This is a genomic window from Bacteroidota bacterium (assembly GCA_025059945.1).
Lineage (GTDB): Bacteria > Bacteroidota > Rhodothermia > JANXDC01 > JANXDC01 > JANXDC01.
The window spans coordinates 168566-183847 of the sequence record JANXDC010000004.1; the positions used below are offsets into that span (position 1 = coordinate 168566).

The 15282-nt window shown below is 63.1% G+C and carries 15 protein-coding genes; 9 read left to right on the forward strand and 6 right to left on the reverse strand.

Annotated elements, in window-relative coordinates:
- Positions 1-4: 4 nt before the first annotated feature.
- Both NZ993_02670 and NZ993_02675 read right to left on the reverse strand, forming a co-directional pair.
- Positions 5-1153 carry an acyl-CoA dehydrogenase gene (locus NZ993_02670; protein ID MCS7154699.1) on the reverse strand — a complete coding sequence of 383 codons (1149 nt, stop codon included), beginning with the start codon at positions 1151-1153 and terminating at the stop codon, positions 5-7.
- A gap of 43 nt (positions 1154-1196) precedes the next feature.
- Entirely contained in the window at positions 1197-2066 is an 870-nt protein-coding gene (locus tag NZ993_02675; GenBank protein MCS7154700.1) for a 3-hydroxybutyryl-CoA dehydrogenase, read from the reverse strand.
- Positions 2067-2330: 264 nt separating this feature from the next.
- Between NZ993_02675 and NZ993_02680 the strand changes: the two genes are divergently transcribed.
- The 8 genes from NZ993_02680 to NZ993_02715 all read left to right on the forward strand — a co-directional run bounded on the left by NZ993_02680 (position 2331) and on the right by NZ993_02715 (position 11666).
- Positions 2331-3671: a TolC family protein gene (locus NZ993_02680; GenBank protein ID MCS7154701.1), complete on the forward strand. Its 1341-nt coding sequence runs from the start codon at positions 2331-2333 to the stop codon at positions 3669-3671.
- A gap of 4 nt (positions 3672-3675) precedes the next feature.
- Positions 3676-4275, forward strand: coding sequence for an ABC transporter substrate-binding protein (locus NZ993_02685; GenBank protein ID MCS7154702.1), 600 nt, complete (start codon positions 3676-3678; stop codon positions 4273-4275).
- Positions 4276-4299: 24 nt separating this feature from the next.
- Entirely contained in the window at positions 4300-5328 is a 1029-nt protein-coding gene (locus NZ993_02690) for a hypothetical protein (protein MCS7154703.1), read from the forward strand.
- 29 nt (positions 5329-5357) lie between these two features.
- On the forward strand, positions 5358-6119 hold the full coding sequence (locus tag NZ993_02695; protein MCS7154704.1) for a glycosyltransferase family 2 protein: 762 nt from the start codon (positions 5358-5360) through the stop codon (positions 6117-6119).
- Entirely contained in the window at positions 6103-7059 is a 957-nt protein-coding gene (locus NZ993_02700) for a hypothetical protein (protein MCS7154705.1), read from the forward strand. The genes NZ993_02695 and NZ993_02700 overlap by 17 nt, the downstream gene beginning before the upstream one ends.
- 80 nt (positions 7060-7139) lie before the next feature.
- Complete coding sequence (locus NZ993_02705; GenBank protein ID MCS7154706.1) at positions 7140-7859, forward strand: DUF3047 domain-containing protein; 720 nt, start codon at positions 7140-7142, stop codon at positions 7857-7859.
- Positions 7856-10447 carry an MMPL family transporter gene (locus NZ993_02710; GenBank protein ID MCS7154707.1) on the forward strand — a complete coding sequence of 864 codons (2592 nt, stop codon included), beginning with the start codon at positions 7856-7858 and terminating at the stop codon, positions 10445-10447. The genes NZ993_02705 and NZ993_02710 overlap by 4 nt, the downstream gene beginning before the upstream one ends.
- A gap of 16 nt (positions 10448-10463) precedes the next feature.
- Positions 10464-11666, forward strand: coding sequence for a glycosyltransferase family 1 protein (locus tag NZ993_02715; GenBank protein ID MCS7154708.1), 1203 nt, complete (start codon positions 10464-10466; stop codon positions 11664-11666).
- Here the strand turns inward: NZ993_02715 and NZ993_02720 are convergent.
- The 4 genes from NZ993_02720 to NZ993_02735 all read right to left on the reverse strand — a co-directional run bounded on the left by NZ993_02720 (position 11653) and on the right by NZ993_02735 (position 14470).
- Positions 11653-12873, reverse strand: coding sequence for an FAD-dependent monooxygenase (locus NZ993_02720; GenBank protein MCS7154709.1), 1221 nt, complete (start codon positions 12871-12873; stop codon positions 11653-11655). The two genes, NZ993_02715 and NZ993_02720, sit on opposite strands and share 14 nt — an antisense overlap.
- Before the next feature lie 219 nt (positions 12874-13092).
- A complete protein-coding gene (locus tag NZ993_02725) occupies positions 13093-13548 on the reverse strand; it encodes a hypothetical protein (GenBank protein ID MCS7154710.1) in 456 nt (151 codons plus the stop codon).
- Between the two features lie 5 nt (positions 13549-13553).
- Positions 13554-13874 carry a hypothetical protein gene (locus tag NZ993_02730; protein MCS7154711.1) on the reverse strand — a complete coding sequence of 107 codons (321 nt, stop codon included), beginning with the start codon at positions 13872-13874 and terminating at the stop codon, positions 13554-13556.
- Positions 13871-14470 (reverse strand): RNA polymerase sigma factor, encoded by a 600-nt coding sequence (locus NZ993_02735; protein MCS7154712.1) that lies wholly within the window; start codon positions 14468-14470, stop codon positions 13871-13873. The genes NZ993_02730 and NZ993_02735 overlap by 4 nt, the downstream gene beginning before the upstream one ends.
- 179 nt (positions 14471-14649) lie before the next feature.
- On the opposite strand from NZ993_02735, the gene NZ993_02740 reads away from it, so the two are divergent.
- On the forward strand, positions 14650-15276 hold the full coding sequence (locus NZ993_02740) for a TetR/AcrR family transcriptional regulator (GenBank protein ID MCS7154713.1): 627 nt from the start codon (positions 14650-14652) through the stop codon (positions 15274-15276).
- Positions 15277-15282 lie beyond the last annotated feature (6 nt).

Below are 15282 nucleotides of genomic sequence, written 5' to 3' on the forward strand. Positions count from 1 at the left end.
TGGCCTAAGCGAACTCCTTCAGCAACTGCCGCGCGATCACCAGGCGCTGGATTTCGCTTGTGCCCTCGTAGATTTCCGTTATCTTTGCATCCCGCAGCATGCGCTCGACGTGGTATTCCCGCACGTACCCGTATCCCCCATGAATCTGGATGGCCTCCAGGGCTGCTTTCACGGCTACGCGCGAGGCATATAGCTTGGCCATGGAGGCCTCCTTTGTGTAGGGCCGACCCTGGTCTTTCACCCAGGCCGCTTTGTATGTGAGCAGGCGCGCGGCTTCGATCTCCGTGGCCATATCGGCGAGCTTGAACTGGATGGCCTGCAACTGGGCGATGGGCTCCCCGAAGGCCTTGCGTTCGCGCGCATAGGCCAGGGCTCGTTCAAAAGCACCCTGGGCGATGCCCAGGGCTTGGGCCGCGATCCCGATGCGCCCTCCGTCTAGGGTGCTCATGGCGATTTTAAAACCCATGCCCTCCTCGCCTAGGCGGTTGGCTACGGGCACGCGCACGTTTTCGAAGTGCAGCGAGGTCGTGTCGGAGGCCCGGATGCCCAGTTTTTTCTCTTTTTTCCCGACGGTAAGTCCGGGGGAGCCCTTTTCGACGAGAAAGGCCGAGATACCTCGGTGGCCCAGTTCGCGGTTGGTTTGGGCGAAGACCAGGTACAGGCCCGCGGTGGCGCCGTTTGTGATCCAGTTTTTGGTGCCGTTGAGCACGTAGTAGTCCCCATCCCGCACAGCCGTGGTGTGCTGGTTGGAGGCGTCGGATCCGGCCTCGGGTTCCGAGAGGCAGAAAGCGCCCCAGATCTCCCCGGAAGCGAGCCGGGGCAGATAACGCCGTTTCTGCTCTTCGGTCCCGTATTGCTCAATGGGCCAGCAGACGAGGGAATTGTTCACGGACATGACGACCGACGTCGCCGGATCGATGCGGGAGATCTCCTCCATGGCCAGCACGTAGCTCAGCGTATCCAGGCCCGCACCGCCGTACTCCGGGGAGACCATCATACCCATGAAGCCCAACTCGGCCAGCTGGCGGATCTCGTCATAGGGGAAGCGCTCAGCCTCGTCGCGCTCGATTACGCCCGCCAGCAATACCTGATCGGCGAACTCGCGCGCGGTCTGTCGGATCAGCTTCTGTTCTTCGGACAGCTCGAAGCTCATCATCTGCGGCAGCACATCGGGCTGCATACCGGCGGTCCTCCTTTCATGGCTCCGCTTGCTTGTACTCGTAAAACCCCCGTCCGGTTTTCTCCCCCAACTGGCCCGCCTCGACCATCTTCACCAGAAGCGGGCAGGGGCGATATTTCGGGTCTTTGAAGCCTTCGTAGAGCACGTTCAAGATGTGCAGGCACACGTCAAGGCCAATAAGATCGGCTAGCCGCAACGGCCCCATGGGATGGCGCATGCCAAGCCGCATCACCTGATCTATGGCCTCCGCGGTGGCCACGCCTTCGTAGAGGCACCATATGGCCTCGTTGATCATGGGCATGAGCACCCGGTTGGAGACGAAACCCGGAAAATCCCGCACCGCCACGGGCGTTTTGCCCAAACGTCGAGCCGTCTCCTCAATAACGCGAAAGGTCTCCTCTGACGTTTGCAGGCCGGAGATGATCTCCACGAGTTCCATCACGGGCACGGGGTTGAAGAAATGCATGCCGATCACCCGATCCGGACGGCGCGTGGCCGAGGCCAGGCGCGTAATCGAGATCGAGGAGGTATTGCTGGCCAGAATCGCCTCTGGGGGCGCGAGGGCGTCAAAACGCGCAAATAGCTCAAGCTTAAGCTCCACTTGTTCGGGCGCCGCCTCCACCACCAGTTCGACCTCGGTCAGGGCCGCCTCCAGATCCGCGTGCGCCTGGATGCGTCCAAGGGCCGCCTCCTTGTCCCCCTTCGGGATGAGGCCCTTTTGGATCTGCCGATCCAGGTTGCGCTCGATGGTGCGCAGGGCGCGCGCTATTGCCTCGGGGGCGACGTCGAAGAGCCGCACCGAGAAGCCATGCAGGGCGAAGACGTGCGCGATTCCGTTGCCCATGGTGCCAGCGCCCACCACGGCGATGGATTTCGGTAATCGCATGTCCCCTTTCCTTGTTTCGTTCGTCTAAAAGGCATGCGCCCCCTTTGAGGGAGCAGCAAGCAAGCTCGGGATTCGCGTAAAGCTACAGGCCAAGCCGGAAAGGCCGCAATGGCGGTGTTCGCGGGCCCCCCCGAGGCGGGGCGCCGGTTTTTTGGAACTTCCGGCGAGGGGCACACGTTAACGCCGCGCGACCCTTCGGTCGGAAGATGACCCGCTGGTCGGTCAAGGTCACGCGGCAGGCGCAAGGAGTCCGCGGAGACACATATGGTGCCGGGATGGGTGTGGGGGGTTGGCCTGTTATGGGGGGCCGACTCGCTGGTGCTGACGCTTCCTGGGGCTTTGGAGCGAGCCCTGGAGCGTTCCGCGGAGTTGCGGGCAACGGCCGTCGAGGTGCGGCTGGCCGAACTCGAACGCGAGCGCGCGCGCGCGTTGCGTTGGCTGCCCGAGCTCAGCTTGCGCGGGTTCTTGACCCTCACCCCGTCGGCTCAGGGCGATTACCGAGACCCTGATCTCTCCTGGGATTGGTCGCGCCCCGGTCCTTTCAGCCAATGGGTTCTGGAGGCGCTGCAGCCCATCTACCTCTGGAACCGCACCGGTGCCCTGTATGAGGCCGCGGCGGCGGCCCAAGAAGCCGCCGAGCAGGGACGTGCGCGCAAAGCCGACGAGATCGCCTTCCGGGTGGCGCAGCTTTACTACACGAGCCTATACCTGCGGGAGCTCGAAGCACTGCGTCAGGAGGCCGAGGGGCTGCTGCGGCGCGCCCTGCGCCTGCTGGATAGCTTGTTTGCACAAGGCGAAGAGGGCGTGCGGCAGGCGGACTTGTACAAGGCCCGGTTGCTTCAGGAGCAGTTGCGGTTGCGCGCCCTTGAGCTAGAGCGGCAGCAGCGGGTCTTGCAGGAAGGGTGGCGGCTACAGCTCGATCTTCCGGAAGGCGTTCGCGTCTACCCGGCCGACTCCGCGCTGCGCCGGGAACCGTATTTCCTGCGACCTCTGGCCGACTATGTGGCCTTGGCCCTGGATCAGCGGCCCGAACTACGGGGGCTAGGGGCGGCTCTTGCCGCCGCCATGGCCACGCACCGGGCCACCCAAGCCGAACGCCTGCCCCAAGTCTTTTTCGGCCTGCGCGGCGAGTGGAGCATGGCCCCTCATGTGTCGAGTTTTCGCAATCCGTTTGTTTACGATCCTCTGAACGCGCGTTACGTGGGCGCGGGCGTGGTGATTCGGCAGAACCTGAACTTCCGGCAAAGCGCGCTTGCGCTAAAGCGAACGCGGGCGCGCGTAGAGCAGCTGCAGGCGCAGCGGGAGGCGCTGCAACAGGCCATACGGGCCGAGGTGACCCAGGCTTGGGCCGAATTTGCGGCCAAGGATAGCGCCTGCGCGGCGCTGGAGCGCGCCCTTCAGGTGGCCAACGAATGGCTGCGCACCGAGGAGATCAACTTCGATCTGGCCTTGGGCAGCGCCAAGGATCTGGTGGAGGCCGTGCAGAGTCAGTTTGAGCTGCGCATGGCGCTATATACCACGCTCTATGAGCGCCAGCTGGCCTGGCTGCGCTTGCAGCAGGTCTCCGGGCGCCTGCGGGCGGAACTACTGGCGCGAAAGGAGTAAAGGAATGCTGCGGTTTGGCTGGGGGTTTCGCACGGCGCTTCTTCTGCTGGGCGCCGTTTCTGTCGCCAGGGGCCAGGGCGAGGAGGCGCGGGTCCGCGCGCTTCTGGAGGCCCGCGATCGCCAAATCAAAGCCATCCTGGGTCCTCAGGGAGCGAGCTATAGCTCTGAGCAGCGGGAGCGGCTCAAGGGCGTGCTTACGGAGCTCATGGATTTCGAAGCTATGGCCCGCGTGGCCCTCGGCCCATGGTGGGAGCGGATCAGCGCAGCCGAGCGAACTCAGTTTGTGAGCGCCTTTCGACGGGTGATAGAGGAAAATTCCCTCAAAAACCTGGATATTTACCGCGCCCGCGTCGCCTACGAGGGTATTCGCGTGGTGGGCGATTCCGCCTACGTGCAGACCCGCGCCGCCTTGGAGCGCACGAGCGCGCGCGTCGATTATGTTCTGCGCAAACGCGGGGCCGCGTGGGTGATCGTGGATTATGTGCTCGATGGGGTCAGCACAGCCCAGAGCTACCGTCGTTCTTTTGAACCCGTGCTTCGATCACGCGGATTTCACTATCTCCTGGAGCGCCTGCAACGTCGGGCGCGTCCAGCATCCTCTTAGGCAAGCCAAAGGAGCCAGGCCAGCATGTCAAGTCGCGATATTCCCCAAGCTTTTGGAGAAGAGGGCTACTTATACGTCACCTACGGGGACTTACGATACCTACGGCATGCCGTGGCCTCTGTGGTCACGCTGCGCCGTTACGATACATCCCGACCGGTCGCCCTGGTTTGTTCAGAGGCGCACCGGGAGGCCCTTCGGGCTCGCGCTCTGGAGGGGCTCTTTGATCTCCTGTTGCCGCTGGCCCCCGAGCACGCCTCGGTCGTAGGGTTTAAGCACAACTTTTATCGGTATCTACCCTTTCAGCGCACCCTGTACGTGGACGCGGATCTGATCTGGTGCCGCGCTCCGGATCCGCTTTGGCAGCACTTGCGGGCCTATTCTTTTACGATCACCGGCACCCAAGTAGCGGACATCTTCTTCGGGGGGCCCAAGGACGTGCGCGTGCTTTGGGATTGGCTGCTCAATCGCCGCCAACGCACGCTCAATCGCTTCGGCCTCACCTACCTAAGCCGCGTGCAGGCCGGTATGATGTTTACGCAGGATCGGGATCTGGCCCGTCGGGTGGGTGATTTGGCCGCCTACTTTCTGCGCCAAATGCCCCAGACGCATTTTCGCAGCCGTCGGCAGGAGGTGGGGCGCTCTGAGGAATCGGCCGAATGGAGCCTAGCCATGGCGATGGCCAAGCTAAACCTGCCCGTTTTCCCCTGGTTGCAGGGCCAGGAAAGCCCGCAGCTGGATTTCGTGGCGGATTTTACCGAATACGATCCGGATTTTGAGCGCGTCTCTGTACTGTACTACTGTCGGCCCCTGCTGTATGCGCTGCGCAGCTATCGACCCGCTTGGCTGCGCACGCTGCTCATGGGTCTACTTAGCCTGCTACCGGGATGGGGGGATTATCTGTATGTGACTCCGTACGCCCTGCATTTTGGCATACTGCCGGAGAAGGGGCCCTTTGACGCCTTCGCCGACCGGCTGTGGGCAGAGCTGACGCTCACAGCCGCCCCGCTAAACGGAACCTCTGAGGAGCCCGCCCTTTCGGCCCAAGTTCTGTGACCATGGCCCTTCCCAAAGTGAGCTGTCTCATGGTAACCGCTGACCGCCCCCTGTGGGTGCGGCGGGCTGTGCGGTGTTTTCAGTGGCAAACCTGGCCTCACCGGGAGCTCGTCGTGCTCGACGACGGGCAAGAGGACCTAAGCCCGATTTTGGCTGAATTGCCCCCTGAACAAGTCCGATACGAGCGCCTCCGAGGACCCCGCAAGCCCCTTGGGGCGCTCCGGAACCTGGCCCTGGAGCTCGCCACGGGCGACTACTGCATACAATGGGACGACGACGATTGGTACCACCCCGATAGAATCCGGGTGCAGATGCGCTACGCCCTCATGGGCTATGAAGCTGTGCTGCTGGGCCACACGCTCATGCATCTGGACGTTCCGTTATGGCGAAAACACCCCTTTCGGGCCTGGCTGCCCCACGGCACCCCCGGCACGATCCTGCACCGCCGCGACCTGCGCATGCGCTACCCGGAATGGGCTCGTCAGGAGGATACGGCTTATCGGGACCAATGGCGCTCCCGACGGGTGCGGGTGTTGGGGCGCCGCTATGCGTATCTGTTCATCCGCTGCTACCATGGGCGCAACACCTGGGACCTGGCCCATTTTCTTGTGCGGCTGCGCAACCATCCCCTTGGATACCTGGCTTACTGGTATGCGCGGCTTCGGGGCAGCTGGGCGCATCACCCCGCCTTCCGCTTAAGCCCTCAGGAGCAGCTGGCCTTCGCCCAGTTTGAGCGCGACACGCAAATCGTACGACAAGAACATGCCTCCTTTTATGCGGGAGCTTCTTAAACGGGTTGCATGCGCTCTTAAGTCCTCCTCTTGGAGCCGGTGGGCTTCGGCGCTGTTCCTCTGGGGCGCAATCGGGCTTTCCCTCTATCACCTGGGCCAGCTGGGGTGGGAGAAGATCGCCGCCAAGCTGCCCACCTCCCCCTGGTTTTATGGCCTTTTTTTAGTGCTTTACCTTTCCTTGCCGCTCTCGGAGCTATGGGTGTACCGCAGGCTCTGGCGGTTCCCGCTCCGGGAGGGCTTGCGCGCGTTTCTGGTCAAAAAGGTCTATAACCGCGATCTACTGGGCTACTCCGGAGAGGCCTATTTGCTCTTCTGGGCTCAGCGTGTAGCCGGCGTCTCCCCTCGGCAGGCCTGGTTGGGGGTCAAGGACAACAATCTGCTTTCGGCTCTTATCTCAAGCATCACAGCTGTCGGCATTCTGCTGGCGTTGTTGTTAAGCGACGCCACCTTGGCCGGCCGGCTCCTGCCGAGAGCGGACCGCCTCTCCTGGGCCGCATGCGCCTTGGGGTTGCTCTTACTTGGCGCGATCGCATACCGGTTTCGGAGGGTTCTTTTCCAGTTGCCCCGTCGCGTGCTGCTGGAGCTAGCCGGGGTGCATACGGGGCGGCTGATCCTGGTGCACGCGCTCACCGTGTGCATGTGGTGGGCGGGCGCCCCGGAGGTGCCCCTGAGGGGATGGTTGACGTTGCTGGCGCTCGATATCCTGTCGGCCCGCCTGCCGGCTCTGCCGGGCAAGGACGTGCTGGTAATGAACCTGCAGATCGCCCTGGCCGGGTCGTTGGCCCTGCCGGCTGCGGCGGTGGCGGCGCTGTTTTTGGCGCAAACCGCTCTGGATAAGCTGCTCAACGTGCTGGTGCTTCTCCTACAGGTCGGCAACCTTAGCCCCCGGGGTGCGTTTAAAGGGGCGCAAGCGTCCGCATCGGAGACGCATCTTGCCTGAAGCCGGAGGCTATCGTGGTCCTTTCGGGTCCTTCTCTGTGGGTGCTAGCGGGTTGGTTGTGGGGCGCTGAGCCCCAAGGGATGCCCCGCCTCGGGGACTGCCTGCCGCCCTTGAGGAGGCCCCTTCCGGGATCCGCCGTGCTCATCGAGGATTTCGAGCTCGATCCCCCTGGGCATTGGCCCCAGGCGTGGGGGGCGCTTGAGGATCGGCGGCTGCGCCCTATTACGGCTCAGGATACGGCGGCCGGCCGATATCCGTTTCGGATCCGACGGGAATGCGACAACCAATTCGTGCGCGTGCGCACCGAAGGGATCTGGACCTACGTGCTCTATCCGAACGGCGAGCGCCGGATCTGGAACCTGCACACCCATCCGGTGCTCTACTGGAACTGGCGCGTGCGCCGGCTCCCCCGGGGCGCGCGCGAAGACCAAAGGGCCATAGACGATTCCGCCGCGGGCCTTATGATCACTTTCTCCGTCAACGCCCTGGGCGTTCCTCGCACGATCCGATACGTTTGGAGCAGCACGCTTCCCGTGGGCACGGTCCTCTCTAAGGGCGTCTGGGGGAACCTCAAAATCGTGGTGGTGGCCAGCGGCCCCGAGGGGCTCAACCGGTGGATGAGTCTCGTCCGGGATGTGCGGCAGGACTACCGCCGCCTCTTCGGGGGTGAGCCTCCGGCGATTCCGCTTGCCATCGGGCTGTGGTCGGACTCCGACTCCACTCAGGATCAATCAGAGGCGGACTTCGACAACCTGATCGCGCTTCCGAGCGCTGAGCTGGCCATGCGGCTGCTGCCATGAACGCCTTGTTCGCCCGCCTGGCTCCGCATCTGGTGCGCCTGTATCGGCGCTCGGGATGGGTCTTGCTGGCGGCCGGCTCGCTCAGCCTTCTGGGGGCCTATTACGGTCTTCGGCTGCGCATCGATACGGATCTGGCCAACCTGCTGCCGCGGGAGACCCCCAGCGTGCTCGCCCTGGAGCGGTTGCGCCAGACCCTAGGCGCGGAATCCAAGGTGCAGGTTATCATCCAGAGCCCCTCTTTTGCGGCGAACTTGGCCTTTGCCCAAAGTCTTATCGAGGCCGCGCGCTCCCTGCGCGACACCGTAACGGGGGAGCCGTTTTTTCGGCGCATCGACTTTGAGCGCGATCCGGGCCCGTTGCGCACCAAGGCGCTCTATCTGGCCACTGAGCAGGAGCTAGAGGCCTTAAAGCGCTTTCTGGAGCGTGAGGCCGAACGGGCTCGGTTGCGCGCCAACCCGTTTTTTTTCGAGCTCGAAGAAGAGCCCGATAGCGCCGAGCAGGCCGTCTGGATGCGAGAGCGCAGCCTGCTGCAGGACGCCTATAATACAATCCTGCCCAAGCGCTACCCGATCTCGGAAGACAGTACGGTCATGATCGTCGAGCTCGTCCCCGTGGGGAGCGAAATCGACGTGGGGTACGTGCGCCGGCTCTATGAGCGGTTAGAGCGGTTGGTCGGGGAGCTAAGGCCGGCGCGCTATCATCCGCAGATGCATGTGGAGCTCGGAGGGCGCATGCGCCGGCGGCTTTTCGAACTAGAGGCCGTCACCCATGACGTCTTTTCCAGCTTCGCGGCCGGCTTCTCCTCGGTGCTTGCGCTGCTAGCCGGATACTTTTGGCTTAAAGCCGCTCGGGCCCGCATTCGGGCCGGCTTCTCCAAGCGCCGGGCCTATCTGGAGGAGCTTCTGCGCGTTCCGGTGCCGCTGCTGCTTATCGGGCTTCCCCTGCTGATGGGCCTGAGCTGGACCTTCGGGTTGGCTTGGTGGCTTTTCGGCAAGCTCAACCTCATGACGGCCGTGCTGTTTGTGATCCTATTCGGTATGGGCATCGACTACGGCATTCACGCCTATGCACGCTATATAGAGCTGCGTACGCGGGGCGACGACGTCTTCGGGGCCCTGGAGCACCTCATCCGTTGGGTGGGGCCCGCCATCGCCACAAGCGCGCTCACCACGGCCGCCTCCTTATACGTGCTCGTGTTCGCCCGCTTTCGGGGCTTTTCGGAGTTTGGCTTCATAGCGGGCACGGGCGTGCTCTTCGCCCTCGTAGGCGCGCTGCTTATCTTGCCGGCCCTTCTGGTTTGGGCGGAGCGCTTTCGACTCGTGCACCTCCCCCCGGCGGTGACCCCGCCGAAGCGGGCCGCCTCTCCTGCGGGACGCTTCCCGGCCCCCCGGTTCGTCTTGGGCCTGGGCTTTGGGCTTTCCGCGATATGCCTTGCGGCTTTGCCCCGTTTGGGATTCGAGTACGACTTCGGCAGGCTAGAGCCCGAATTCCCCGAGTACGCCCATCTGCGCGAGCTTGAGGTTCGGGTCTTTGGCCTGGTGCAGAAGCGCAACCCGGCCTACGTGATCACCGCTAGCCCAGAGGACGCCGCCGCCGTGGCCGCAGAGCTGCGCCGTCGCATGGCGGCCGACACGAGCTCGCCTACGATCCTTTCGGTTGAGGCCCTGGCCGAGCGCTTGCCCGTGGATCCCGAAACGCAGCGGCGCAAGCTCGCCCTGCTGGCCGAGATCCGAACCCTGCTTGAGGACCCTTTTTTGCGAGGCGCGCAGGGCGAGGAGCAGGCGCTTCTGGATCGGCTGCGGGAGGCGGCCCAGGTTGACCGCCCCCTTCGGGTCGAAGAGGTGCCGGATTACCTCAAGCAGCTTTTCCTTACCCGGGAGGGGACGCTGGGCAACTTTGTGGTGATCTACCCCGCCGTGGGCCTTTCGGACGCCCGCAACTCCATCGCCTTTAAAGAGGACGTGGGGCGCATCGCGCTTCCCAACGGCAAGGTTTACTATGCGGCGAGCTCCTCGATTGTCGCCGCTGACATGATCGAGCTCATGCAAGCCGAGGCCCCGTATATGGTGGGGGCGACCCTGGGCGTGATCGTGCTCCTTATGTGGATGACCTTTGGCTCGCTGGGCTGGACCTTCATCGCCCTTCTGCCCCTTCTGGTGGGCTTCGGGTGGCTTTTCGGGCTTATGGGGCTGGCCGGGGTTCTGCTGAACCTGTATAACATCACCGTGCTTCCCGCCGTGCTCGGAATCGGAGAGGACAACGGGGTGCACATCACGCATCGCTACCAAGAGGAGGGCCCGGGCGGTCTGTTCCGGGTACTGCGCAGTACCGGGCAGCATATTACCATCGGCTCGGCCACGACGATGTTGGGCTTTGGGGGTCTTTTTACCACCTTCCACCCTGGACTGTGGAGTATGGGCTTTGTGGCCTTCTGGGGCGTGGGCTTGACGCTCCTGAGCGCCTTGTTGCTTCTGCCCGCTTTGTTGCAGTACTTGGAGGACACAGGCCGACTGCCCCGAAAGGGCTGGCATGTAGGGGGTTCGATCCCAGAAGGCCAGGCGCTCCGGCCTGACGGTTTGCGAAGCTAACAGGGCCGAGACGACGATGTCGGCTACCGCATTGCGTGTTGCCCTTTTTACGGGCAATTATCATTACATCCCCGACGGGGTGGCGCTCACGCTCAACCGGCTGGTGCGGTTTCTGCTGGAGCGGCGCATCCCCGTGCTGGTCTTTAGCCCCACTGCGCCCCGACCTGCTCTGGAGCCAACCGGAGAGCTGGTACCCGTTCCTTCGGTGCCCGTGCCGGGGCGGGCGGAATATCGGTTCTCGATCCCCTTCTCCCCCCGCCTCTGGCGCCGGCTGCGCGCCTTTGGGCCCACGCTACTGCACGTGGCTACCCCGGATCTGCTGGGTCTGATGGCGCTTCGCTATGGGCAAGGGCATGGGATCCCGGTCGTGGCCTCCTATCATACCCACTTTGCCAGCTACCTCAAGTACTATCGTTTTGACGGCCTGGAGCAGACCAGCTGGCGCTACTTCGTCTGGTTTTACAATCAATGCCAGCACGTATACGTGCCCACCCCGGAGATGGAGCGGGAGCTGCGCGCCCACGGCGTGGAAACCGAAATCCGACGCTGGGCGCGCGGCGTGGACACGGATCTTTTTCACCCCGCCCGTCGCTCCGAGGCCTGGCGGCGTATGGTCGGGGTTCAGGATCGGGAGCGGGTCGTGCTTTTCGTCAGCCGTCTCGTGCAGGAGAAGAACCTGCCCACGCTCAAGGCCGTCTTTCAGCAGCTGCACGCTCTGGAGCCGGAGCTTCGATTTGTCGTCATTGGAGACGGTCCGGAGCGAGAGGAGCTGGCCCGCGCCCTGCCGTTTGTGCGCTTTCTGGGGCATCAAACAGGAGAGGCGCTCGCCACAGGGTACGCCTCAAGCGATGTGTTCGTATTCCCCTCCGATACGGAGACCTTTGGCAACGTTACGCTGGAGGCTATGGCGAGCGGCCTGCCGGCCGTATGCGCCGACGCCGCCGGCAGCCGCTTCTTGGTCCGACATGGACAGACGGGTTTTCTCTGCCCCCCCTACGAGGTGGAGGCTTACGTGGAGCGAATCCGGCTTCTGTTGCGCGATGAGCCCCTGCGGCGGCGTATGGGGCAGGAGGCCCGCCAGTGGGCGGAGACTTTCGCCTGGGAGCGCGTCATGGATGAGCTCCTGGGGCATTATCGGGATGTCCTGCAGAGTCAGACGTCCATGGTCCCGGCGCTAGAGGCGGTTGCATCCCCGGTAGGGAACGCTAAGTCGCCATAAGAGGCGCTTGCCAACGCAGGCCTACTTGGGCTAGCAGGGCCTCCAGCGCTTTTCCCGTGGCGGGCAGGCTATAGAGCAACTCCAGCCGGTGTGCTCGTGTCCAGGCTGAAGCCGTATCGGTGGCCTCCGGTTGGATCGTCACCCCTAATAGCGCTTCCCAGGCGGCCTGCGCTCTGGCCCCATAAGCCTCGAGCGACGCCTCCGTGGCGTTGCCCGACAGGATCGCCGCTATGCTCTGGGCTAGCTCCTCGCCCTCTTCAAGCCCCCGGTTCATGCTCTGCACACCAAAAGGCCAGCTCAGGTGCGCTGCGTCGCCCACCAGCCACATGCGGCCCGAGCCGAATCGATCGGCCAAACGGCGTTCAAAGCGGGCCTTGGACATCCACACGATTTCGAAGGGGATCTCGGCCCACCACGGGGCGCGGCTGCGCAGGAGTTGCTCGAACCACTCGGGGTTGATAGGCAGGCTCACCTGTCCGGCGTCGATCTGGAAGCTCCACCGGTACAAGCCGTGACCCATCGGCCAGAGGGCGCTGCCCAAGGATCCGTCAAACTGCAGGCGCAGTTCGTCGGGCAAAATCGCCGGGGTCCGGAATTCGAAGACCGCGTAATAGGTAGCCTCCCCGAAAGAGGAGTACTCGATTCCAGCCGCCCGACGCACGAAGGAGTGAAATCCGTCTGCCCCGATCACAAAGCGGCTTTCGAGCTCCCGCACATGGGCTACGCTTTGCACGAGTTCCAGTATAGGGTATCCCTGCATGGTTTGCGTCAGCGTGGCTATGCGCACCCGCACGCTATCTGGCCCGGAAGTGGCCTCAACTAGCTCATGATACCACTCCACGGGCTGATGCTGGGCGCGCAGGTGATGTTCCAAAATGGCCTCCAGGGAGCTTTGCGGGAGCACAAGCACGTAGGGATGCCGGCTGGGCAGGCTCGTTAGGTCTAGCTCGGCCTGCAGGGTAGATCCCTCGTAAAGCCCGATCCGGCTGATGCGGTGGCCGCGCGTTAGTGCGTCCTCGAGCAGGCCCGCAGCCTCTAGGAGCTCCAGGGAACGGCTGTGGAGGGCTAAGGCGTAACTGTGCAGGTTGGTGCGTTGGGCTCGATCGATGAGCCTTAGTTCGCGCACACCGAGCTGGTGTAGCCGCAGGGCCGTCCATAGCCCCACGGGACCGGCCCCCACCACAAGAACATCTAAGCGGGATTTCATGGTCGCACCTCTTCAGGCGGAGTTCATAAAGATATACGTTTGCGAGGCCCGGAATGCCGAGCTCCTTAGAAGGCGCTGCGCCTTAAGTAAGCGCAATTTGGTGTGAATTTTACCAATTCTCTTCCGGAAAGCCCCCTGGCTATGGTCGCTTTCCAGAGGGGAGCCGTGATGAAGGCAGCCGCCACTAGGGCACGGCAGACGGCGACGGGATGGGCGCTGTCAAAAACGGGATCGTGCCCGTCTTAAACGGTCCAACTCCAGCAGAAAATCCTGTTCGCTGATGACCAGGGCGGCCAGTCCCCGTGGGCCCAGCAGTTCGCGGAACCGCTCGTAGTAGCGGCGTTTAAGCTCGGCGATACGCCCCTCAAAGGTTGCCACCTGCAGGGCCAACTCGGCCAGGCGGGTCTCGTCTGTGCCGAAGTCTCGTTCGCGGCGCAGTTGGCGGTTAAGCCGAATCCGCTCCTGGCGCAGGTCGTTGAGCTCTCGCGTGTACTGCTGATACAGCGCCCAAAACACTTGCGCGCGCTCTGGAGGCAGGGCCAGGCGATTCTGAAGAAATCGACGGTGCATCTGCTCCAGCCGCTCGATAGGAGCAAGCAGCTCTGGGTCCTGAGCCTGAGCCTGCAGCGGACTCAGGGACAGCGCCAACAGGGTCAAGAAGCAGGACGTGCGCATCGCGGCTACTCCGTGTTCAGTCCGTTCCAGTGGGGAGGTTCAGGAAAGGGGTAATCCGGCTCTGGGTTCGCAAAGGTGGGATCCAGCCACAGGAGCGCCGCATCATAGCCCGTATGGAGGAGCTGCAGCGCCCAGACGTCCTCTGCAGACCAGGCAGAATCGGTGCGCCACCGGAGCAAGAAAACCATGCCAAGGCCTCCCACCAGGAGGGAGGCCACAGCGATCCAGCGGCGCCGGCGCCTTTGCTGTGTCCGCTTCTGGATGCGGGACCAGATCCGAGCCGGCAGGGATTCGAAGTACCCCTCGGGCACAGCATACGGTCTCATAGCAGCTCGTTAGGTTTATTGGGGTTTAAGTACCGGCCCAGTTTGGCCACGGCGTGATGGTAGTTGGCTTTAAGCGCCCCCACGCTGCGACCCAAAAGCTGGCTGATCTCTTCGTAGCGCAGGTTCTCAAAATAACGCAGCATAAAGACCATGCGTTGCTTGGGCGGGAGCCGCTCTACGGCGCGCTCGAGAGCGCGCTGTCGTTCCTCAAGCTCCAAAACCTCTGCGGGATCTTCGGCGGGATCCACAGGAATCGGCAGGAGCTCCTCCAGACGTATCCAGCGACGCAGGCGCTGTTTGCGAAAATAGCTCATGGTCACGTTGAGCGCGATGCGATACAGCCATGAGTACAACCGCGCCTGGCCGCGGAAGCGCCCCAGGCCCTCCCATGCCCGCAAGAACACCTCCTGCGTGAGATCGTCGGCCGTGGCATGGTCGCGAACCAAGCGACGGATCAGGCCGTAGATCCGCTCCTGATAGCGCCGTACGAGTTCGGTGAACGCCTCCTCGCGGCATCCGTTGCGAAACGCCTCCAATAGCGCGGCCTCTTCCGCCCAAGCTTCCTCTGCAGTTTTATCCCAGCGTGTTTTTTCCATAATGCGGCAGCAAGCTTAGACGGCTCTCCGCGTGGGAGTGTTTAACGGAGTTCCTATGTAACCGATCCCCGCTTCGTTTGGTCCGGGAACTTATCCCAGGGTGGAGATGTTTACCGCGCTGACCCATTGGTCATGAAATGACCGATCGGTCAACTTTTAGGTGAACCGGGAAGGCCGGGGTGAGCACACTTGAGCTTTCGCGCCGGGAGCGCGAAAAACAGCAGCGACGCAACGAGCTATTGCAAGCGGCCCGCCAGGTTTTTGCCGAGCGCGGATACGAGGGCGCTACGCTAGAGGAGATCGCCCAACGAGCCCAGCTCGGCAAGGGGACCGTATACAACTACTTCCCCAGCAAGCAGGAGCTTTTCTTCAGCATTTTGGACGAGGTCCACGCGCAGGGTCTGGCCTTGGCTAAGGCCGTTATGAGTCGCCCATTGCCCCTTCAGGAGAAGTACCGCCAGTACATGCTGGAGGCCATTGGGCTCTTTCAAGACAACCTGGACCTATTCCAGATCCTCATCAAAGACGGTCAGCGGCTGCTGCTGGAGGCGTCTCAGCGCGAGGCCGGCCGCTACTGGATGCACAAACATCAGGCCCTGGTGGAGGTGCTGCGTCAGCCCTTGGAGCAAGCCATCGCGGAGGGGCAGATTCGGCCCCTTGCCCCTAGCGGCGTGGTGTACATGATTCTGGGGGCGGTGCACCATTACATGATGCTCACGGCGCGTCAAGAGGAGGCGCCGCGCCCCGAAGAGCTGGCCGATTTCGTGGTTTCGGTGCTTTTTGAGGGGCTTTTACCGAGAAGCTAAAGAAGG